The organism is Minwuia sp. IMCC3009, assembly GCF_029909415.1.
GTDB lineage: Bacteria > Pseudomonadota > Alphaproteobacteria > Minwuiales > Minwuiaceae > Minwuia.
Genome location: NZ_CP123781.1, coordinates 256,538 through 277,928, shown reverse-complemented (window position 1 = coordinate 277,928; position 21,391 = coordinate 256,538). Strand labels below are relative to the sequence as shown.

At 65.5% G+C, this 21,391-nt stretch carries 15 protein-coding genes; 10 read left to right on the top strand and 5 right to left on the bottom strand.

What is annotated here, in order from left to right; translation table 11 throughout:
* Nucleotides 1-63: 63 nt before the first annotated feature.
* The 7 genes from QGV55_RS01155 (at nt 64) to bmt (ending at nt 9,986) form a co-directional block, all read left to right on the top strand.
* Nucleotides 64-1,800 carry an AMP-binding protein gene (locus QGV55_RS01155; protein WP_281018714.1) on the top strand — a complete coding sequence of 579 codons (1,737 nt, stop codon included), beginning with the start codon at nt 64-66 and terminating at the stop codon, nt 1,798-1,800.
* An 81-nt stretch (nt 1,801-1,881) separates the two neighbouring features.
* On the top strand, nt 1,882-4,557 hold the full coding sequence (mutS, locus tag QGV55_RS01150; RefSeq protein WP_281018715.1) for a DNA mismatch repair protein MutS: 2,676 nt from the start codon (nt 1,882-1,884) through the stop codon (nt 4,555-4,557).
* A complete protein-coding gene (gene queC, locus QGV55_RS01145) occupies nt 4,547-5,245 on the top strand; it encodes a 7-cyano-7-deazaguanine synthase QueC (RefSeq protein WP_281018716.1) in 699 nt (232 codons plus the stop codon). The genes mutS and queC overlap by 11 nt, the downstream gene beginning before the upstream one ends.
* Before the next feature lie 36 nt (nt 5,246-5,281).
* Nucleotides 5,282-5,854 carry a VUT family protein gene (locus tag QGV55_RS01140; protein ID WP_281018717.1) on the top strand — a complete coding sequence of 191 codons (573 nt, stop codon included), beginning with the start codon at nt 5,282-5,284 and terminating at the stop codon, nt 5,852-5,854.
* Nucleotides 5,855-5,932: 78 nt separating this feature from the next.
* Nucleotides 5,933-7,384 (top strand): HAMP domain-containing sensor histidine kinase, encoded by a 1,452-nt coding sequence (locus QGV55_RS01135; RefSeq protein WP_281018718.1) that lies wholly within the window; start codon nt 5,933-5,935, stop codon nt 7,382-7,384.
* Nucleotides 7,377-8,849 (top strand): HAMP domain-containing sensor histidine kinase, encoded by a 1,473-nt coding sequence (locus QGV55_RS01130; protein WP_281018719.1) that lies wholly within the window; start codon nt 7,377-7,379, stop codon nt 8,847-8,849. The genes QGV55_RS01135 and QGV55_RS01130 overlap by 8 nt, the downstream gene beginning before the upstream one ends.
* A 120-nt stretch (nt 8,850-8,969) precedes the next feature.
* Nucleotides 8,970-9,986, top strand: coding sequence for a betaine--homocysteine S-methyltransferase (bmt, locus tag QGV55_RS01125; RefSeq protein ID WP_348637643.1), 1,017 nt, complete (start codon nt 8,970-8,972; stop codon nt 9,984-9,986).
* Nucleotides 9,987-10,028: 42 nt separating this feature from the next.
* Here the strand turns inward: bmt and queG are convergent, their stop codons facing one another.
* A complete protein-coding gene (queG, locus tag QGV55_RS01120) occupies nt 10,029-11,198 on the bottom strand; it encodes a tRNA epoxyqueuosine(34) reductase QueG (protein ID WP_281018721.1) in 1,170 nt (389 codons plus the stop codon).
* Nucleotides 11,179-11,853, bottom strand: coding sequence for a glutathione S-transferase family protein (locus tag QGV55_RS01115; RefSeq protein WP_281018722.1), 675 nt, complete (start codon nt 11,851-11,853; stop codon nt 11,179-11,181). Before QGV55_RS01115 ends, queG begins: the two co-directional genes overlap by 20 nt.
* A 118-nt stretch (nt 11,854-11,971) precedes the next feature.
* On the opposite strand from QGV55_RS01115, the gene QGV55_RS01110 reads away from it, so the two are divergent.
* From QGV55_RS01110 to QGV55_RS01100, 3 genes are read left to right on the top strand one after another with little or no spacing between them, the layout of a single operon-like run.
* On the top strand, nt 11,972-12,778 hold the full coding sequence (locus QGV55_RS01110) for an undecaprenyl-diphosphate phosphatase (RefSeq protein WP_281018723.1): 807 nt from the start codon (nt 11,972-11,974) through the stop codon (nt 12,776-12,778).
* 45 nt (nt 12,779-12,823) lie between these two features.
* Nucleotides 12,824-13,660, top strand: a complete 837-nt coding sequence (locus QGV55_RS01105) for a TauD/TfdA family dioxygenase (protein WP_281018724.1) — start codon at nt 12,824-12,826, stop codon at nt 13,658-13,660.
* A 46-nt stretch (nt 13,661-13,706) separates the two neighbouring features.
* On the top strand, nt 13,707-14,501 hold the full coding sequence (locus tag QGV55_RS01100) for an enoyl-CoA hydratase-related protein (RefSeq protein ID WP_281018725.1): 795 nt from the start codon (nt 13,707-13,709) through the stop codon (nt 14,499-14,501).
* Between the two features lie 35 nt (nt 14,502-14,536).
* On the opposite strand, the gene QGV55_RS01095 is transcribed toward QGV55_RS01100, so the two are convergent.
* The 3 genes from QGV55_RS01095 to QGV55_RS01085 form a co-directional block, all read right to left on the bottom strand.
* Nucleotides 14,537-14,797, bottom strand: coding sequence for a hypothetical protein (locus QGV55_RS01095; protein WP_281018726.1), 261 nt, complete (start codon nt 14,795-14,797; stop codon nt 14,537-14,539).
* Nucleotides 14,798-14,973: 176 nt separating this feature from the next.
* The gene (locus QGV55_RS01090; RefSeq protein WP_281018727.1) at nt 14,974-15,198 is read right to left on the bottom strand and encodes a hypothetical protein; all 225 of its coding nucleotides are present in this window, start codon (nt 15,196-15,198) and stop codon (nt 14,974-14,976) included.
* A gap of 88 nt (nt 15,199-15,286) precedes the next feature.
* Nucleotides 15,287-21,160 (bottom strand): calcium-binding protein, encoded by a 5,874-nt coding sequence (locus QGV55_RS01085; protein WP_281020043.1) that lies wholly within the window; start codon nt 21,158-21,160, stop codon nt 15,287-15,289.
* Nucleotides 21,161-21,391: the final 231 nt, after the last annotated feature.

Sequence of the window (21,391 nt, the reverse complement as noted above, 5' to 3'; positions counted from 1 at the left end):
ACCTTGACTCGACCAGACCGGGGCGGATGATCGGCAGGAACCATCTGGTGGAGGAAACAGCCCATGAACGAACAAAGCCCCGTCAAGGGTCAGAGCCATGATGCAACGCCGCGTGGCGGCGTCTCCCATGTCGTCGGCGACACCTCCGTGCCGCTCTGGCACCGGACCATTCCCGATGTGTTTGCGGAAACCGCGACGCGTTGTGCCGACCGCGATGCGGCCATCTTTCTGGAACAGGGCATCCGCTGGTCCTGGTCCGATCTGGCCGCCGAGGTCGATGCACTGGCGCAGGGTCTGGCCGGGCTTGGCCTCCGCAAGGGTGATCGCATCGGCATCTGGTCACCGAACCGTGCCGAATGGCTGCTGACCCAGTTCGCGACCGCACGGCTGGGGCTGGTGATGGTCAACATCAATCCCGCCTATCGCCTGTCGGAGCTGGAATACGCGCTGAACAAGGTCGGATGCCTGGCGCTGGTCACCGCCGCGACCTTCAAGACCTCCGACTATCTGGAGATGATCCGCACCCTGGCGCCGGAGATCGACACCTGCGCGCCGGGTGAACTGAAGTCCGCGAAGCTGCCCACGCTGCGCAGCGTGATCCGCATGGGCACCGAGAAAAGCGCCGGCATGTTCAGCTTCGACGACATTGTGGCGGCCGGACGCGCCCACCCCTCCGCCGATCTGGACGCCATCACGGCCAGCCTGGACCCGGATGACGCGATCAACATCCAGTTCACCTCCGGCACGACCGGGGCACCGAAGGGTGCCACGCTGACCCACCGCAACATCATGAACAATGCGCGCTTCGTGGTCGGGGCCATGCATTTTACCGAACAGGACCGGCTGTGCATTCCCGTGCCGCTGTACCACTGCTTCGGCATGGTCATGGGCACGCTGGGCTGTGTCGCCACCGGGGCCACCATGGTCTTCCCGGCGGAAGCCTTCGATCCCGAGACGACGCTCGCCGCCGTGTCGGCGGAAAAGTGCACCACCCTGTATGGTGTGCCGACGATGTTCGTTGCCGCACTCGGGCACCCGGACTTCGCCAGCTTCGACTTCTCCCACCTGCGCACCGGCATCATGGCCGGCGCCCCCTGCCCGACAGAGGTGATGAAGCGGGTGGTGAGCGAGATGAACATGTCGGAGGTCACCATCGCCTACGGCATGACGGAGACCAGCCCGGTATCCTTCCAGAGCAGTACCGACGATTCGCTGGACCGGCGCGTGTCCACGGTCGGGCGCATCCATCCGCACGTCGAATGCAAGGTGGTGGACGAGAACGGGGCCACCGTCGCGCCGGGCGTGCAGGGGGAACTGTGCACCCGCGGCTATTCGGTCATGAAGGGATACTGGGACGACCCGGAACGCACGGCGGAAGCCATCGACGCCGATGGCTGGATGCATACCGGCGACCTGGCCACCATCGATGCGGAAGGTTTCTGCAACATCACCGGGCGCGTGAAGGACATGCTGATCCGGGGCGGAGAGAACGTCTATCCGCGGGAGGTCGAGGAGTTCCTGTTCCGTCACCCGAAGATCGCCGACGCCCAGGTCTTCGGCATTCCCGACGAGAAGTACGGGGAGGAAGTCTGCGCCTGGGTGGTGCTGAAGCCCGGTCAGACGGCCGACGAGGATGAGGTCCGTGCGTTCTGCAAGGGCCAGATCGCGCATTACAAGATCCCGCGCCATGTCCGCTTCCGCACCGAACTGCCGATGACCGTCACCGGCAAGCCGCAGAAATTCCGCATGCGCGACGCGATGATCGAGGAACTGGGCCTGACCGTCGCCAAGACGGCTTGAAGCCAGCCCGCTTGACCGCTACGCAGTGACCATTGGCCCCGTCCGGGGCCAACGCGAATTGCAGGTGCAGGTACCCAGGGCATGAACGCCGCCGCCGACCAGCCGACACCCATGATGGTGCAGTATCTGGAGATCAAGGCCGCGCATCCCGGCGCGCTGCTGTTCTACCGCATGGGCGATTTCTACGAGCTGTTCTTCGACGACGCCCGGCAGGCCGCCGCCAGCCTCGACATCGCGCTGACCAAGCGCGGCAAGCATCTGGGGGAGGACATCCCGATGTGCGGCGTGCCGGTCCATGCCGCCGACCAGTATCTGGCCCGCCTGATCCGGGACGGGTTCCGGGTCGCCGTCTGTGAACAGACCGAAGACCCGGCAGAGGCGAAGAAGCGCGGTTCCAAATCGGTGGTGCGGCGCGATGTGGTCCGGCTGGTGACCGCCGGAACCCTGACCGAGGATTCGCTGCTCGACGCGCGGCGCAACAACTACCTGCTGGCGCTGGCCCGCAGCGGCACCGGCCGCAGTGCCACGTTCGGCCTGGCCTGGCTGGACATGTCGACGGGGGAGTTGCGCACCACCTGCGTCGCGCCGGAGCAGCTCGGCGCGGAACTGGCGCGGCTGGGTCCGGGCGAGATCCTGGTGCCGGAGACCCTGCTGGAGGCACTGGACGCGCAGATCGGTGACTGGTCCGACAGTTTCACACCGCTGCCCGCCCCCCGCTTCGACAGCCAGAGCGGGCAGAAGCGTCTCGCGGCGCTGTACGGCGTCGGCACCCTGGACGGTTTCGGCGCCTTCGAACGCGTTGAGGTCGCGGCGGCGGGCGCCGTGGTCGACTACGTCGAACTGACGCAGAAGGGACGGCTGCCGCCGATCCGGCCGCCGGTGCGGGAGGATACGGGGGCCACCATGGGCCTCGACCCCGCGACACGGCGCAATCTCGAACTCACGGAGACCCTGTCGGGCGAACGGCGCGGCAGCCTGCTTTCGGTCATCGACCGCACGGTCACCGGCGCGGGCGGGCGACGGCTGGCCACCGATCTCGCCGGACCGCTCACCGACCCCGCGGCCATCGACCGGCGTCTCGACATGGTGCAGTTCTTCGCCGACGGGGACACACGGCGACAGGATCTGCGGGATGCCATCCGACGCGCCCCGGATATCGAACGCGCCCTGTCACGGCTGGGCCTGGACCGGGGCGGCCCCCGCGATCTGGCACACCTGCGCGACGGTCTGCTGGCCGCGGCAGTCGCCCGTGACGTCCTCGGCAGCGATGGCCCTGCGGGTGTCACCGGGAACGCGGCGGCGCTGGTGGGCCATGGCGACCTGATCGACCGTCTGCGGGATGCCCTTGTCGACGAGCCACCGCTGCAGCGCCGCGACGGCGGTTTCATCCGCGACGGCTTCGACCCGACCCTGGACGAACTGCGCAGTCTGCGCGACGAGAGCCGTCGCCTGATCGCCGCGCTGCAGAAGCGCTATGCCGACGCGACCGGCGTCGCGTCACTGAAGGTGAAGCACAACAACATGCTGGGCTTCTTCGTCGAGGTGGCGCAGCGCCATGCCGAGCGGCTGGGCGACGATTTCATCCACCGCCAGACCATGGCGCAGGCCATGCGTTTCACCACCACGGAACTGGGGGAACTGGAGGGCAGGATCCGCTCCGCCGGTGACCGGGCGCTGGCGCTGGAGGAGACGCATTTCCGCGCATTGGCCGACGCGGTGCTGGCGCGTGCCGGGGCACTGGCGGATACCGCGTCAGCCATCGCCGCGCTGGACGTCGCCGCCGGTCTCGCCGAACTGGCGCGGGATGCGGATTTCTGCCGCCCCGTGGTCGACAGCTCACTGGATTTCACGATCGGCGCCGGACGGCATCCGGTCGTGGAGGCCTTCGCGACACCCGAAGACGGTGCGGGATTCCAGCCCAATGACAGCGATCTCGGCCCTGCCGCCGCCGGGGGCGACGCGGACACGTCTCCGGGACGGCTCTGGCTGCTCACCGGCCCGAACATGGCGGGCAAGTCCACATTCCTGCGCCAGAACGCGCTGATCGCCATCCTGGCGCAGATGGGCAGTTTCGTGCCAGCCGCCACGGCCCGGATCGGCGTCGTCGACCGGCTGTTCAGCCGGGTGGGGGCCGCCGACGACCTGGCCCGGGGCCGCTCCACCTTCATGGTTGAGATGGTGGAGACAGCGGCAATCCTGAACCAGGCGAGCGAACGCAGCCTCGTCATCCTGGACGAGATCGGGCGTGGCACGGCCACCTATGACGGGCTGGCCATCGCCTGGGCCACTGTCGAGGCACTGCATGAAACCAATCGCTGCCGGGGCCTGTTCGCCACCCATTACCATGAGCTGACGGCGCTGGCGGAACGGCTGGAGCAGGTAACCTGCCGCACCATGCGGGTGATGGAATGGAAAGGCAGCATCCGCTTCCTGCACCAGGTCATCCCCGGCGCGGCTGACCGGTCCTATGGCGTGCAGGTGGCGCGGCTGGCAGGCCTGCCGACCGCCGTGATCCGCCGGGCCGAGGCGGTGCTGAAACTGCTGGAGGCCGAGGGGGGTGGCCGCCGCAAGGTCAGCTTTGCGGACGACCTGCCGCTCTTCGCTGCCGCGCCCGCACCGGCACCTGCGGCCGACGCGACAGACACGAAACTGCGGCAGGCCATTGACGCCCTGCGCCCCGACGACATGTCGCCGAGGGACGCGCTTGAGGCACTCTACAGCCTGCGCGAGATGCTGGAGAGCGACGATGGAGAGTGACCGGGCGCTGGTGCTGCTTTCAGGCGGCCAGGATTCCGCCACCTGCCTGGCCTGGGCACTCGACCGCTTCCGGCATGTGGAGACCATCGGTTTCAACTACGGCCAGCGCCATCTGGTCGAGCTCGATTTCCGCGCGCATCTGCGCGACGCCATGGCCGGGATGAAACCTGAATGGGCGGCACGGCTGGGCGAGGATCACATGCTCGATCTCGGACTGCTGGGCCAGATTTCCGATACCGCCCTGACCCGCGAGACGGAAATCGCCATGCAGGCCGATGGCCTGCCCAATACCTTCGTGCCGGGCCGCAATCTCGTCTTTCTGACCATGGCGGCGACGCTGGCCTATCGCCGGGGCCTGCGCCACATCGTCGGCGGCATGTGCGAGACCGACTATTCAGGATATCCCGATTGCCGCGACGACACCATCAAGGCGCTGCAGGTGGCGCTGGGGCTGGGTATGGATCGCCGTTTCGTGCTGGACACACCCCTGATGTGGCTCGACAAGGGCCAGACTTGGAAACTGACGGAGTCCCTTGGCGGCGAAAGTCTGGTCGCCCTGATCCGCGATCACACGCTGTCCTGTTACATGGGGGCGGCCAGCGTCCTCAATGTGTGGGGTCGGGGATGCGGAAAATGCCCGGCTTGTGACTTGCGGAGCCGCGGCTATCTGGCGTATCGAAACCAATGATTGAATGTCAGCATCACTCGAACCCGGGATCGTGCCTTGACGCTTGACGCACTGGAACGCAAGAGATCCAGGGAAGGCCTGATCGCCCTCGTTGGTTTCGCCCTGTGCATTCCCGCCGCGAACTGGCTGATCGGGAATGTCGGGACGAAATGCCTTGAGAATGGACCCTGCCTGATCCCGGTCGCCCCGGGCATCTCCGCCCCCAGCGGTGTGCTGATGATCGGTCTGGCGCTGGTGCTGCGTGACATCATCCAGCGCCGTCTCGGTCCCGGCTGGGCGCTGGGCGCGATCGTCGCCGGCGCCGTCCTGTCGGGCATGGTTGCACCGCCGTCGCTGGTCTTCGCCTCCGCCTTCGCCTTCTTCCTGTCGGAAGGCGCGGACATGGCAGTCTATACCCCCTTGCAGAAGAAGCGGCTGATGCTTGCGGTCGTGCTCTCCAGTATCGTCGGGCTGCTGGTCGACAGCGTCATCTTCCTCTATCTCGCCTTCGGCAGTCTCGACTTCCTGTCCGGGCAGATCGTCGGGAAGTTCTGGATGGTGCTGCTGGCCCTGCCCGTGATCCACTGGCTGCGCCGCCGCGATGAGCGGATCGGTATGGGACCCGCCTGATCCGAGCACCCCGCGACCGGCAATCCCCGGCCCTCGTGATTTACCTTTTCTTACCGCCTCGAGTGCAGAATCAGGGGCATGCACCCGGTCAATCCCGCCCCACGCTCCGACCTGATTGGCGCAGCGCCATTTGCCCGGCTGCTGCGCGGTGTGCTTGACGCGCCGGAGGTCGAGCGCAAGCAGATCCTGATGATGGCCCGGCGCATCCGCGTCGACAGCATGACGCGGTTCGTCTTCGGGGGCATGATCACCATCGTCCTGAGCCTGACGACCTTGCTGGCAACCGAGGAATCAGCGCCGGGCGCGATCATGTGGTTCGTCCTGTTCATCTGCCTGTCGCCCGTCATGTTCCTCACGGGAACCTGGTTGCTGAAGCGCGCGCCGGAGGATTTCTCGCTGCGGCGCTGGCGCTTCGTGTTCATGACGCTCTACGCCGCGAACGGCATCCTCTGGAGCCTGCTGCTGCATTTCGCCTGGGCGGAGGAGAGTGCTTCAACGCAGGCGTTCGTGCTGCTGGTCGTCATCGCGCACCTGACCACCTATCTGGTCAATCTGGGATCGCACCTGCTGTCGTTCCTGACGACGACGATCACGGTCGCCGTGTTCAGCGAGATCCTGCTGCTGGGCAAGCCCTCCGACATCGCCACCCTGATCAGCGTTGTCTTTCCCATATTCAGCGTCTATCTGCTGGTGCTGGGTTACGACGCGAACCGGCGTCTGGGCGCGAGCCTGCGGCGCAGTGTCGAACTCAAGCGCATGGCCAGCGACCTGGAGGTTGCCCGCACCGAGGCGGTGGATGCGGGCCAGGCGCGCTACCGCTTCTTCGCCTCGATGAGACATGAGCTGCGCACGCCCCTGAACGCGATCATCGGATTTGCCGAGATGATGACGCACCGTATCCACGGCGAGCTCGGTTCGCCCCGATATGACGGGTACGCACGGGACATCCACAAGAGCGGCCATCACCTGCTGCAACTGGTGAACGACCTCCTCGACCTGTCGAGTGCGCATCACCAGCGCATGGAGATCCGGCGTGAGGAGGTCGAACTGGACTCCCTGCTGGAGGAGGCAGGCGCGGCACTGGCGCCCGCCGCGCGGGAAAAGGGCGTACGCTTCATTCTGGACGTTCCTGAAGGCACACGGGTCTCCCTCGACCCGATCCGCATGCTGCAGGTTCTGATCAACATCGGCAGCAACGCGATCAATTTCAGTGATCACGGCGGTCGTGTCAGTGTCCGGGCGGAAGCACGACCCGGCCAGACCCTGGTGATATCGGTGCAGGACGAAGGGGTTGGCATTGCGCCTGACGACCTCGCCCGGATCATCGATCCGATGACCCACGCAAGGCCCCGCGAATTGACGCAACATCAGGGCAACGGCACCGGTCTCGGCCTCGCCGTATCGCGGGAGATGGTCGAGCTGCACGGCGGCGGTCTGCGGATCGAGAGCGAGGTCGGGCTGGGAACCACCGTGACCCTGTCGCTGCCCGGCGCGCTGCTGGACCGGCACGGGGCCGAGCCTGATGACTGACGCGCGCGCCGCCGGCGGGTTGCGGGCCTGGCAACACCTCCACAGGCACTTCAATCGCCTGCGCCGCCATGTCGGTGGCCTGCTGATCGACCGGGAGGCCGTGGAGCGCCAGCAGCTGCTGATGCTCGCCCGCCAGTGTCAGATCGATGCCTTCAGTTCTGCCTTCTTCGGCCTTGTCCTGTGCGTCTTCCTGGATTCGCCGCTGGCACTCTTCGACGCCGCCCACCCGGGTCAGGTCTGGATCTGGTACGCGGTCTTCATCATCTGGGTTCCGACCATGGTCCTGACCGGCAGGCGGCTTCAGGGAACCGACCCGCCGCGGATCCGGGTACGGACCTGGCGCTGGCGCATGACGCTGCTCTACCTGCTGAACGGCATGGTCTGGATCAGTTTCATGTACGCCGCCTGGTCAGAGGACAATGTGGCGGTCCAGGCGCTGGTGATGATTGTCATCCTGGGTCATCTGACCACCTATCTGGTCAATCTGGGGCCGCACATGCTCGTCTTTCTGTTCCCGGCGGTCGCGGTCCTGACCGGTGCGGAAGCGCTCATGCTGCATTTCGATTCGGAACTGGCGGCTTTCGGTTCCGTCACCTATCCGCTCTACGGTCTCTACCTGCTGCTTCTGGGGCGCGACGCCCATCGCCGGCTGTCAGCGGCCCTGTTGCGCTCCACGGAACTGCAGGAAATGGCAGACAACCTGGAAGAGGCCCGCGCCCGTGCGGTTCGCCAGGGAGAAGCCCGGTCACGGTTCTTCGATGCGATGAGCCACGAGCTCAGAACCCCGCTCAACGCCATCATCGGCTTTTCCGAACTGATGCAGCAGCAGGTCCACGGTCCGATCGGTCACAGGAGCTATCAGGGGTACGTCGGCGACATCTCCAGCAGCGGTCGCCATCTGCTGCGCCTTGTCGATGACCTGCTCGACATGTCCAGCGTGGAGCAACAGAGCCTGGTCGTGACACCGGAACGGTCGGACCTTGATGAGCTTCTGGCCCAGGTGCGCATGGTTCTCAGCCCTCTGGCCGACCGCAAGAACCTGACTCTGGAGCTCATGTCCGCCGATGGGGTCCAGGCAACATTCGACCCGTTCCGCATGAAGCAGGTCCTGATCAACCTCGGGTCCAACGCCATCAAGTTCACACCGGACGGCGGACAGGTGCGCCTGACCTGGAAAACGGATGCGGCAGGTGCCCTGCTGCTGATCATCAGCGACAATGGTGTCGGCATCGGCCCCGACGACCTGGCACTGGTGTTCGACCCGTTCCGGCAGGTGCAGTCGGCGGGTGTGGCGCGCAAGGTCAATCATGGCACAGGGCTGGGCCTGACCATCTCCCGCGGGCTGGTGGAACGCCACGGCGGCACGCTCATACTGCAGAGCCAGCCCGGGCAGGGGACCCGTGCGATCGTGCGCCTGCCCAATGCGGAGATCGGGACGGAACCGCGATCCCGGTTCGGCACCTGAGACAGGTCTCCCGTCACAGGTCTCCGGTCAACGGCTGTCGCATTGGCAGCGCCTTCCTTCGCAAACAGGACAGGCGATTCTGCCGGAAACGGGATATAAAGAAATCTACATGTCATCAGGATGAGTATTGCCGTGCTTGAGAAACTGCTTGCCGAACGGGACGTGCTGCTGGCCGATGGTGCCACGGGAACCAACATGTTCGCCCTCGGGCTGCCTGCCGGTCACGCGCCGGAGGACTGGAACATTGTCGAGCCGGACAAGGTTCGCGCACTCTACCGCGGGTTTGTCGAAGCCGGCTCGGACATCATCCTGACCAACAGTTTCGGCGGCACGGCCTTTCGCCTGAAGCTTCACAACCTGCAGGACCGGGTGGTGGAACTGAACCAGGCCGCCGCAATGCTGGCCCGGGAAGTCGTGGCCGATGCCGGCCGCCCGATTGTCGTCGCCGGGTCGGTTGGTCCGACCGGCGAACTGCTGGCGCCGCTGGGATCGATGACCTACGACGATGCCGTCGCGGCCTTCACCGATCAGATCACGGGGCTGAAGGCCGGCGGCGCAGACGTTGCCTGGATCGAGACCATGTCCGCACCGGAGGAGATGCAGGCCGCTGCGGAGGCCGCGATCAGCGTTGGCCTGCCCTATGTCTATACCGCCAGCTTCGACACCGCCGGGCGCACCATGATGGGGCTGCCGCCTGCCGACCTGGCAAACGTCACGGCCAACCTTGCTGAAGCACCCGTCGCCTTCGGCGCCAACTGCGGCGTCGGCGCTTCCGACCTGCTGCTCGCCATCCGTGACATGCCGACCGGGGACCACACCGTCGTGGCCAAGGCCAATTGCGGCATTCCGCAGATACGCGGCGACAGCGTCGTCTATACCGGCACGCCCGAGCTGATGGCGGACTATGCGCGCCTTGCCATGGATTGCGGCGTCCGCATCATCGGCGGCTGCTGTGGCACGACGCCGGAGCATGTGCGCGCCATGCGCGACGCCATCGACAGCCACGCACGCGGACCACGCCCGGAGATGGAAGAGATCATCAGGCGGCTGGGCCCGCTGATGGCGCCGCCTGCCAGCGGCGACCGGACCAGTGAGCGTGGTGACCGCAAGGGCCGCAGGCGGCGCAGCGCCGCCTGACCGGTCCGAACCTCTCAGGTCCGGCGTTTCAGGCCCGGCATCTCAGGCCAGACGTTTCAGGCCAGCATCCCATTCAGCCCTGACCCCGGCATCCGGTTCGGCCGCCTGTCGCGCCATGGCCTCGTTACGGAACAGCGTGGCATCGCCGAACCGGCTCAGCGCCCAGACCGCCATGCCGCGCACCAGCGGCGACCCGTCGCCAAGCAATGCCCGGACCTGCTGCAACAGGGCCGGACTGTCCGCGTTCCCGGCGGCCACCAGGACATTGCGCAGGAACCTTGCCCGCCCCAGCCGCTTCACCGGCGTTCCGGCAAATCGCTTCCTGAAGGCGGCATCGTCAAGCGCCAGCAGTTCGGCCAGCGGTGCCAGGTGCAGATCTTCCCGCATCTCCAGTCGCGCATCCCGGCTCTCGGTCGCGAAACGGTTCCACGGACAGACCGCCAGACAATCGTCACAGCCGAAGATGCGATTGCCGATGGCGGTCCGGAAGCGGTCCGGAATCTGGCCCTGATGTTCTACCGTCAGATAGGCGATGCAGCGCGTGGCATCCAGCTGGTAGGGCGCGGGAAACGCCGCGGTCGGACAGACGTCCAGACAGCGGCGGCAGGAACCGCAGTGGTCCCCCGACGGTGCATCCTGCGGCAGGTCGAGCGTGGTGAAGATCGCGCCGAGAAAGGTCCAGGACCCGTGACGGCGGCTGACCAGGTTGGTGTGCTTGCCCTGCCAGCCGAGACCCGCCTGCGCCGCCAGCGGTTTTTCCATCACCGGGGCCGTGTCGACGAAGACCTTGATCTCCGCAGCCGCACCAGCCTGTCGCGCATCAGCCAGCAGCGACTGGCCAAGCTGTTTCAGGCGGCCCTTGACCACATCATGATAATCGCGCCGCGCGGCATAGACGGATACGGCGCCCCGGTCCGTCCGGGACAGGCTGTCGAGAGGGTTCACGGGTGGGGCGAAGCTGGTCGCCAGCATGATGATGCTGCGCACCGCCGGCCAGAGTGCCGCCGGATCCCCCCGCCATTCGGCGCGGTCGCGCAGCCAGTCCATGTCGCCATGGCGTCCGAGTTCGATGAAGTGTGCCAGACGGGTCGCGGCCTGCGTCATGCCCGATGGCCCCGTGATCCCGATGTCATCGAATCCCTCTGTCCGGGCGCGCGCCAGCAACCGGTCCCGCAGTCGCTGCCGCGCCGCGTCAGAAATCGAGGTCGGCATAATGTGCGGGCGGCGGATAGCCGCCGATGCGGTCCTGCAACAGCGGGCGGAAGGACGGGCGGGACTTGATGCGGCTGTACCAGTCGCGCGCATGCGCGTTCCGGTCCCAAGGCACATCACCGAAATAGTCAGGCACCGAGAGATAGGCTCCCGCGGCAAGATCAGCGACGCTGAAACGGTCACCCCCGAGCCAGCGGCGGCGCATCGCCAGGTGGCCGATGTAGTCCAGATGGACCTGGATGTTCCATCGCGCGGCACGGATCGCGGCCGCATCCGGGCTGCCATCCCGCATCAGGCCGCGCAGCACCCGCTCCCGCAGCAGCGGGCCGCTGACTTCCTGCTCGAACTTGTCCACGAACCAGCCCGTCAGGCGCCGGACTTCCACACGCGTCTCCGCGTCCGGGCCGATCAGGTTCGGCTCCGGAAAGGCCTCCTCCAGATATTCGATCAGCGCCCGCGTCTCGGAAAGCGCCGCCGCCTGTTCCGAAATCTTCAGGACAGGTACGGTTCCGGCAGGGTTGAGGCGCAGGAACGCCTCCGGTCGCTCCCAGAACCTGACCGGTTCCAGCCTGAACCCGACCCCCTTCTCCGCCAGCACCAGCCGCAGCAGCCGACATGCCGGTGACAGGGCAAAATGGAACAGGCTCGGCGTCAATCGGCTACCTTTCCGGACCGGGGTGGGGGCGTCAGGCCGCAGGCCATGCGCCGCACGGGGCTTGTGCAATCGCTTGATAAGAGCTTACACGAACAATTCAAGCATCGGAGTGGCCACCATGACCCTGCTGCAACTGATCATCATCGCTGTCGTGCAGGGCATCACCGAATTCCTGCCGATCAGCTCGTCAGGGCATCTCTATCTGACCTCCAACCTGCTGGGCTGGGCCGATCAGGGCGTAATGGTCGATGCGGCGGTGCATCTGGGGACGCTGGTGGCGGTGCTGATCTACTGCTGGCGCGACATCGGACGGATGATCGGCGGCTTCTTCCTCGCCTTGCGGGGGCGCAGCAGCGCGGGCGGGCGCATGTTGCTGTTCCTGATCATCGCCACCATCCCGCTTGTCATCGCCGGCGGGGCGCTGGTCTATCTGGGTGCCACCGATATCTTCCGCTCCATCGAGGTTGTGGCCTGGGCAACGCTGGGATTCGGCCTGCTGCTCTGGCTGGCCGACATCAGCGGCATGACCGTGCGCCGGATCGAGCACATGACAATCGGCAGCGCGCTCACCATCGGTTGCTTCCAGGTCCTGGCCCTTATTCCGGGAACCAGCCGGTCCGGCATCACCATGACCGCCGGAAGGCTGCTGGGGTTCGAGCGGGCGGAGGCGGCCCGGTTCTCCCTGCTGCTGTCCATCCCAGCCATCCTCGCCTCCGGGGGCCATGCGGTGAAGGAGATCGCCGAAAGCGGCAATGCCGCCCTGACAGAGAATGTCGCCATCGCCATGGCGGTTGCCTGCCTGACCGCCCTGCCCGCCATTGCCCTGATGATGGCCTGGCTGCGCCGATCCGGGTACGGCATCTTCGTCATCTATCGGGTGGTTCTGGGTCTGGGTCTGCTGGCTGTCGCCTACGGTTTCGTGTGATAGGCTGAGGCTGCTCGGTACCAGCGACGGAGGTCACGCCAGATCATGAGCGCATCCCTGCACCCGGTCAGTCCCGGTTGTGGCGTCGAGGTTCGCGGTGTCGAACTTGCACGCCTGTCCAATAGCGACCTGAGCCTGATCCGCGACGCCTTCCACGAACATGGCGTCATCTTCCTGCGCGACCAGACATTTACCCCGGAAGATCACCTGGCCTTTGCCCGCCGCTGGGGGGAGATCGTCATCAACGAGCATTTCCCCGAACTGGCCGACACGCCGGAGATCGCCGTGGTGATCAAGGAAGCCGACCAGAAGACCAACATCGGCGGCGGCTGGCATGCGGACCATTCCTATGATCCGGCCCCGGCGCTGGGATCCATCCTGGTCGCACGCGACGTCCCGGAATGTGGTGGCGACACGATGTTCGCCCATATGGCGCGGGCCTTCGACACGCTCTCCGACGGGCTGAAGGCCAACCTGCGCAGCCTGCGCGCGCTGCATTCGTCCCGCCAGATCTACGGACCCGGCGGGGCCTACGATGGCACGGACCTGAAGCAGGTGCTGAAGGCCGACGGGGCACTGTCGGACGCGATGCATCCGGTGGTGATCCGGCATCCGGAGACCGGGCGGGAAGTCCTCTACGTGAATCCGGCCCACACCATACGGTTCGAGGGCTGGACGCGGGAGGAGAGCCTGCCGCTGCTGAACCACCTCTATGCCCACGCCACGAAGCCGGACTTCACCTGTCGCCATCGCTGGACGCCCGGCTGCGTCGCCATGTGGGACAATCGCAGCACCTGGCACTATGCCCTGAACGACTATCAGGGCCAGCGCAGGGAGATGCATCGCATCACCATCGCGGGCACCCCGCTGGCCGCTGCCTGAAACGGCGGCAACCGACGCAACACTCATCCTGGGGAGGATCTGAAAGATGAGCTATTCGTACATGAAGTTCGAAGTGACCGAGGGCGTGGCCCTTTGCACCTTCGACCGTCCCGATGCAGCGAACGCCATGCATCTGGGCATGATGGAAGAGATGTTCGATATCGCCGTGCGCATCGACGAGGATCCGGCCATCCGCGCCGCGGTCTTCACCGGCACGGGCAAGATGTTTTCCGCCGGCGGCGACCTGAAGCACTTCCAGACCAAGGGCGATGACCTGCCCGCCGAAGTGAAGCGGATGACCCTGTTCCTGCACGGCGCGATCTCGCGCATGCATCGCATGGATCCGCCGGTGATCTGCGCCGTGAACGGTGTCGCGGCAGGGGCGGGATTCAGTTTCGCGATCCAGGGCGACCTGGTTGTTGCGGCAGAGTCAGCCAAGTTCACCTCCGCCTATACCCGCGCGGGCGTTTCCGGTGATGGGTCCTCGACCTATTTCCTGCCGCGCCGGGTCGGCACCAAGCGCGCGCTCGACCTGATGCTGACCAATCGCGTGCTGAGCGCGGCGGAAGCGCGGGACTGGGGTCTGGTGGACTACATCCACCCGGACGACCAGATGCTGGACAAGGCAATGGAACTGGCAGGCACGCTGGCCAAGGGACCGACCGCCACATACGGCACGGTGAAGTCGCTGATCCTGGAAAGCATGAGCGAGTCACTGGAGAGCCAGATGGAACGGGAAACGACGGGCATCGCGGAAGCCATGCGCCGCCCGGACGGCAAGGAAGGCATCGACGCCTTCGTGTCCAAGCGGCCTGCCAACTTCACCGGCAAGCGCCACTGAGCGCAGTCAGGAGCGTACGGTTCGGCCCGGGGGCTCTACTTCTTCTTGAACGCGTTTGAGTTCGGGTTGTTGTTCGGGTTGTTCCCGGTGCCACCGCCACAACCTCCGCCGCCGCCCTGTCCGACGCCACCGCCCTGTCCCAGGCCAATGCCCGGACCGCCACCGCAGCCACTGGGGAACGCGGCCCGGGCACTGTCGAGGCGTGTAACCAGTGGTGCTGCATAGACAGCAGTGGCGACAAGCCCGAGCCGAGCCAGCGCGTTGCGGCGTGTCAGGGTCGGTCCATGCTTGGCCATTGCAAAATCCTCCGATGGAAGGGAAAGGGTTCCCGTCCTCAAAGGATCATATGGTAGGTATTCAAACACTACACAAGGGGTGGTGCCGAAACATTTCCCGGTGAAATGATGGGCGTCACGTTTCTACTGAGGCGAGAATTGTGGGCTGCGACAGTAGCTCCCCGCACCCGAGAGGGTTACTGGCAACCAGCCCCACCGCCGCCGCCGGTAGGTGCAGGCGCCTGGGTTCCGCCGCCCGCACAATTGCTCGGGAAAGCGGCCCTGGCGCTGTCGAGGCGCGTCACTGTCGGTGCCAGATAGACCGCGGCCGCGCCGAGTCCCAGCCTGGCAAGCGCTGCGCGACGGTCGGCACGGGCCGCGTCGGAGCCTGTCTGCTGTTTCCGGATCGGTTCTTCGGTCATTTCTCGGTCCCTCCTGAACTCAGATGGGCATGTTGCTTTCTCGTCATCGGCGGGCGCGGTCGTCCGCCGAATTCACACCTATTAACGATCAGATCGTAAACAACAGGTTGCTTTCGTCGTCGAGCAGATCGATGCCGGCGACACCGTTGTTCAGCAAGGTGGTGGCTGTCGTGACGGTTCCACCCAGCGTGTCGAGCAGATTGAGCTCAGTCACCGCGTCGGCATCGAAGGTGATGGAACCGGACCCGTCGTTGAACGCGACATTGACGATACCGCCGCCGAGGTCCGTGAAGGCCAGTTCACCCAGGTCATCGACACCGAAGATGTTCAGCGTGTTGCCCGCGCCGGAGTCGACGATCGTGTCATCGTTGACATCCAGGTCGGTACGGCGACCGAACAGGTAGGTGTCCTTCTGGCCGTTGCCGCCCGTCAGCGTGTCGGAACCATTGCCGCCGAACAGCGTATCGAAGCCGACATTGCCACGCAGATCGTCGTTGCCGTCGCCACCAGCCATGAAGTCATCACCGTTGTCGCCGGTCATGAAGTCATCGCCCGCGCCGCCGTCCATGCTGTCGGCACCTTCCTGACCGCGCAGACGGTCATTCCCGGCACCGCCGAGCAGTGTGTCATCGCCGCCGGCACCAAACAGCTCGTCATTGCCCTCGCCACCATCGACGAAGTCCTTGCCGCCATCCGCATTGATGAAGTCATCGCCGCCGCCGCCGAACAGGTCATCCCCGTTCAGGCCGCCACGGATACGGTCAGCACCCTCGCCGCCCTCGATCGTGTCCTCACCGTCGTTGCCACGCAGCACGTCATCACCCAGGCCGCCGAACAGGGCGTCGTCCCCGTCCTCGCCATCCATGAAGTCATTGCCGATGCCGCCGTCGAGCTGGTCATTGCCCAGGTTGCCACGCAGGTTGTCGTCGCCCTCGCCGCCGGTCAGCGTGTCGTCGCCGTCACCGCCGCGCAGGCTGTCCGCCCCTTCGTCGCCGAACAGGACATCATCGCCGATGTCGGAGACCATGAAGTCGGCATCCAGGCCACCGTGCATGGTGTCATTGCCGTCGCCGCCACGCAGCACATCCTCGCCCGCATCACCGAACAGCTCATCCTGGCCACCGTCGCCGCGCATGGTGTCGTTGCCTTCACCACCCTCGACCCGGTCGTTGTCCGTGCCGCCTTCCATGAAGTCGGCACCCAGGCCGCCCAGCAGCGTGTCATTGCCGGCATTGCCGCGCACGGTGTCGTCACCTGCGCCACCGGAGACCACGTCGTTGCCCGCGTCGCCCAGCACCTTGTCGACGCCATCGCCGCCGTCGACCGTGTCGTCACCGTCACCGCCTTCGACCTGGTCGTCGCCGTCGCCGCCGGACACCACGTCATTGCCCGCGTCGCCCTTGACCACATCGGAACCGACACCGCCGTCGAGCACGTCGTCATCGGCGCGACCGCGCAGGATGTCATTGCCCTCGCCACCGACCAGGCTGTCCGCACCGTCACCGCCGTCCAGGAAATCGGCACCGGCGTCACCCACCAGGGTGTCGTCGCCCGCGTCGCCCTTGGCCGTGTCGTTGCCGTCGCCGCCGAAGATCAGGTCATTGCCGTTCTCGCCCAGCAGGCTGTCTGCCCCGCCGTCGCCGAACAGGGTGTCGTCACCATTGTTGCCGCGAACAGTGTCGTCGTCGGCGTCGCCATGGACCACGTCATTGCCGTCGCCGCCGCCGACGGAGTCGGCGCCAAGGCCACCGAAGACGAAATCGTCGCCCGCGCCGCCGTCCACATCGTCATTGCCATCGTCGCCAAAGACCGTGTCGGAGCCGTCGTTGCCGGCCACCCGGTCATCGCCATCGCCGCCGAAGACGCTGTCATTGCCGCCATTGCCTTCCACGAAGTCGTTGCCGGCGTCGCCATAGGCCACGTCGTCATCCTCGAAGGCGCAGACCAGATCGTCGCCCTCACCGCCATAGAGCAGGTCGTCGCCCTGGCCACCGAAGACGGTGTCGTTGTCGAAGCCGCCGTACTGGGTGTCATTGCCATCATTGCCGATGACGAAGTCCGCATTCGGCCCATCGAAGGGCAGCAGCACGGGCAGGCCCGCAAAGACCACGTAGCCGGTATAGACGTTGCCGCCGTTCGGGCGATCCGCGCCGGAGTCGTTGATTTCCTTCTTGATGTCCTCGACCGCGAAGTTCGCGCCGCCGGACTGGTAGCTGACGAACTGGTCCGGCTCGAACGACAGTTCGCCCGCGGAGGCGTCGGTCAGCGCACCGTTGAACTCGATCGCCTCGACGAACAGGTTCCGGTCCTCATTGCATTCCGGGCCGAAGGAATTGTCGCAGTCGCCTCCATCGGTGGCGTCGTTCAGGAAGCTGATCTTGACCTCGCCCGCGCGCTGCGCCTCGGTCAGGCCGGAGATGTCGAAGCCATAGGGGCTGAGCGACTGCGTGACCTGGGCCGTGCCGACGACCACGCCCCCGACAGAGACCTCCATCACCGGGAAGACACCGTCCAGCGGCGAACCATGCGCATGGACAATCAGCGTGTCGGTGTCGCCATGGCTCGCGGTGACGCCGTCACCGAACATCAGGTCGGCACCGTCATTGCCACGGATATCGTCATTGCCGCCGCCGCCGATCAGCGTGTTCTCGCCGTCATTGCCGGTGATGCGGTCGTCGAAGTCGGAGCCGATGGCGCTGTTGAAACCGGTCAGCGCGATGTCCAGGCCGTTGGCATCCTGCGCCAGGTCGTTCTGCAGCGCGATCAGCACACCGCCATCCGCACTCTGGAAGGAGACCGTGTTGTTGCCGGCGCCGCCATCCATGGTGTCCGCGCCACCAAAGCCGTCGATGGTGTCATCACCATCGCCGCCCAGGATCACGTTCGCACCTTCATCGCCCAGCAGGGAATCATTGTGGTCGGAGCCGGTCAGATTCTCGATATTCTCCAGGCTGTCGATCCAGCCATCGCCGTCCTTCTCCGCGATGCCGTCATTCAGGCTGGCCAGCACCGTGCCCTGCGCGCCGGAATAGTCGGCCGTGTCGATCCCGGCCCCGCCATCCATGACGTCGGCACCGGCATTGCCCGCCAGCAGATCATCGCCATCACCGCCCAGCAGGGTGTCGCAGCCCATGTCACCGGCCAGCGTGTCATTGTCGGCGTCACCGGAAATCTGGTCGTCACCGCGATTGCCATTGATCAGGTCATCACCCGCGCCACCGCTGATCGTGTCGTCGCCATGGGTGTCGGTGGAGGTCTGGTTCGTCAGCCCGCCGGAGAAACCCAGCAGCACGTCATAGGAAAGTTCCGTGTCGGCACTGTCAGGCAGGGGCAGGTCAGCCTCGGTCACCGAGTCGTCGAGGATGAAGAGTTCACCCTCGCCCGGCCCCAGTTCCGGGTCACTGTTGGACCCCGCCTTGATCGAGATCGCGACCAGGCTGCTGCCGGGGAAGGTGGCCTCCACGAAGGACGCGATGGGCAGCGTATTGGGATCGTGGATCTCGTCAGCGCCTTCGGGGAAGTCCTCCAGCTTGATCTTGGTCACCGAGACGGTGCCTTCGCCATCGGCCAGATAGAGCACGATGTTGGAGATGGCATTCCCGAAGACCGGCAGCTCGACCGGATCACAGGTCAGTTCGCTGTCATCGTCGCCAATGATCGTGTCATTGCCGTCGCCGCCGGAAATCTCGTCCGAGCCGCCGCCACCGGCAATCGAGTCATCGCCCTGGTTGCCCGCGATCAGGTCATCGCCCAGACCACCGTCGATGGTGTCGTCATGGCTGGTCTCGCAGCCTTCCGTCGTCGTGACATCGACCTGCCAGTTGACGTCGTCAAAGTCGTTGTCGCCGCCATTCTCCAGATCTTCCCAGTTGGAATTGCCGGCAAGCTCGCTGCCGCTCTCATGATCGAGACCGTCGCCGTTCAGGCTGGCGTCCGAGAAGAAGACCGGGCCGTGCCCCCCAGCCGCCGCAACGGGCGTACCATCCACCAGCGCCTGCAGTTCGCCATTGCCGTTGTCGGCGAAGGTCACCGCGTCGCCATCGGCGAGTCCGGGGTTCTGGTTGCCGCCGTCCGGGATCAGGAACAGGCCAAGCTGTGCCGCGCCGCCAAGCTGTGCGGCGTCCAGCGTGAAGGTCAGGACATCCGCGCCCTCAGCGGCGTCAGAGGTCTTGACGTCCGCCTTGACCACCTCACCGGAGATCGGCGTGCCGTTCTCGTCGGCCAGGTAGAAGCCGAAGCTGTTGTGGAACGACGCCTCGCCGCCCAGGAAATCCATCGTCAGGGTGATGCTGTCGCGGCCCGCCACGTCGTAGAGACCGTTCTCGCCCTGCGGAATGGTGATCTGCTCGACACCGCCGGAAGCGGTGCCGCTGTCGCCCGTGATCGTGTCATTGCCGGTGCCGCCGTCGATCACGTCATTGCCAGCGCCGCCGTCGATCAGATCGTTGCCTTCGTCGCCAGACAGTGAGTCGTCGCCGCCATTGCCGTTGATCTCGTCGTCACCCAGGCCGCCGTGGATGGTGTCGCTGTCGCCATCACCGCAGTCATCGACGACCACAGAGGTGGTGAACTTGATCGAGTAGAGAAAATAGTCGCTGGAATCCGAACCGCCGACATCGTCGCCATCCGCATAGGGCAGCGCCGAGAGCTCGATGGAGGCGAAATCGCCAATCCCATCGATGGTGAAACGACCGACGGCGGGAATGTCGCCCAGATCATGATCGGTGATCACGTCGTCCGGACCGAAGGTGCCGGTGGCCACCTCATTGCCGTCCGCATCCAGGGCGCGCCACTGGCCGGTCTCGCCGCCATTGCCCTCGTCGGGGAAGAAATGCGTGACGGTCACCGTCGCGCTGTCGACGTTCTGGCCGAAGTCCGCCATCAGCGTCTGGCTCTCGCCCGAGCTGGCGTGATTGATCTGATCGCCGACCGGGCTGCCACCCGCCACACCGATGCCATGGCTGACGTCGGTTACGGTGGCGGCACTGCCGTCAAAGTCGGTGGCGGACAGGCTGACGCCGACCGCATCGAAGCCGGCAATCCCGTTCTCGGCGCAGAACTCCTCGCCGCCGGTCGAACCGGAACCCTCGCCATCGGCGCCGCCGTTCAGGGTGTCGTTGCCTTCACCGCCCTCGATCAGATCCTCGCCTTCGCCACCATCGATGAAATCGTTGCCTTCCTCGCCATCAATGGTGTCCTCACCGGCACCACCGGCGATCACGTCATCACCCGGCACATCCTCGACGACAACCGTGGCGGGACCCACCAGAGAGACGCTGTCGATGAAGATCGCGTGTTCGTCACAGCTCTGGATCCTGAACTCGAGCTGATCGCTGCCGTTGCCCGCACCGCCTTCGACCTCGAACTCGTAGCCGCACCAGTTGGTTGAAGTCTGCTCGATGCAGGCGATTTCCTCGCCGCCGAAGAAGACCTGCACCACTTCGCCATAGTCGCCATCGCGGTTCAGCAGGGAGAAATTCAGCGTGTAGCTCTCGCCATCCAGAAGACCTTCGACATTCTGGAAGACGTTCGTGTTGCTGAAGAACGGATCCGTGCCGCCGCCGTCGATCTCCAGCTTGAAATTGCCATCCAGTGCGGCGGGTGAGTTGTCGATACCGGTCCAGTCGCCATGAATCTCGATATTGTCGCCACTGGTCTGCCAGCCGGGCACGGCCTCGTAGAATCCGACTTCCGTGCGGTCATGCACGTCGTCGTGATTGCTGTTGAACGTGGTGAGCATGGTGGGACTGCCGGAGCCGTCCGCCACCGCCTCGAACGAGCCATTGACGATGAAATCGCGGATCTCGACCGTGCCGCCATCAGTGTTGCCGTCGCCACGGATGCTGTCGTTGCCGGCACCACCGTCGATGGTGTCATTTTCGCCGCCGCCGACAATGATGTCGTCCGCTTCCGTACCTGAAAGCGTGTCCGCGTCCGGTGTTCCGATGATGCCGTCAGTCATATGCCCTGCTCCACCCGTCGCGCCGGTTCCGTGGCGCATTGGTTTTGGTTCCAGAAGGTGTCACAGCAAGAGACGGGCCAGATTGTCGCAAGATGACCATGCCCGTGGAGGCTGCAACTGCTGACCGTGTCATGATCGTTTCACGGTCATTCATCCACTTTTACCCCAACATTTTGTGGCACGCAGGCTGCCAGCTACGAGACAACGGAACATTGCGCCGATGCTCAGACG

Excerpts from the sequence above, each read along its gene's own strand:
- QGV55_RS01155 (WP_281018714.1), top strand. The coding sequence starts at position 64 with ATGAACGAACAAAGCCCCGTCAAGGGTCAGAGCCATGATGCAACGCCG.
- mutS (WP_281018715.1), top strand. The coding sequence starts at position 1,882 with ATGAACGCCGCCGCCGACCAGCCGACACCCATGATGGTGCAGTATCTG.
- queC (WP_281018716.1), top strand. The coding sequence starts at position 4,547 with ATGGAGAGTGACCGGGCGCTGGTGCTGCTTTCAGGCGGCCAGGATTCC.
- QGV55_RS01135 (WP_281018718.1), top strand. The coding sequence starts at position 5,933 with ATGCACCCGGTCAATCCCGCCCCACGCTCCGACCTGATTGGCGCAGCG.
- QGV55_RS01130 (WP_281018719.1), top strand. The coding sequence starts at position 7,377 with ATGACTGACGCGCGCGCCGCCGGCGGGTTGCGGGCCTGGCAACACCTC.
- bmt (WP_348637643.1), top strand. The coding sequence starts at position 8,970 with ATGAGTATTGCCGTGCTTGAGAAACTGCTTGCCGAACGGGACGTGCTG.
- queG (WP_281018721.1), bottom strand. The coding sequence starts at position 11,198 with ATGCCGACCTCGATTTCTGACGCGGCGCGGCAGCGACTGCGGGACCGG.
- QGV55_RS01110 (WP_281018723.1), top strand. The coding sequence starts at position 11,972 with ATGACCCTGCTGCAACTGATCATCATCGCTGTCGTGCAGGGCATCACC.
- QGV55_RS01105 (WP_281018724.1), top strand. The coding sequence starts at position 12,824 with ATGAGCGCATCCCTGCACCCGGTCAGTCCCGGTTGTGGCGTCGAGGTT.
- QGV55_RS01100 (WP_281018725.1), top strand. The coding sequence starts at position 13,707 with ATGAGCTATTCGTACATGAAGTTCGAAGTGACCGAGGGCGTGGCCCTT.
- QGV55_RS01095 (WP_281018726.1), bottom strand. The coding sequence starts at position 14,797 with ATGGCCAAGCATGGACCGACCCTGACACGCCGCAACGCGCTGGCTCGG.
- QGV55_RS01090 (WP_281018727.1), bottom strand. The coding sequence starts at position 15,198 with ATGACCGAAGAACCGATCCGGAAACAGCAGACAGGCTCCGACGCGGCC.
- QGV55_RS01085 (WP_281020043.1), bottom strand. The coding sequence starts at position 21,160 with ATGACTGACGGCATCATCGGAACACCGGACGCGGACACGCTTTCAGGT.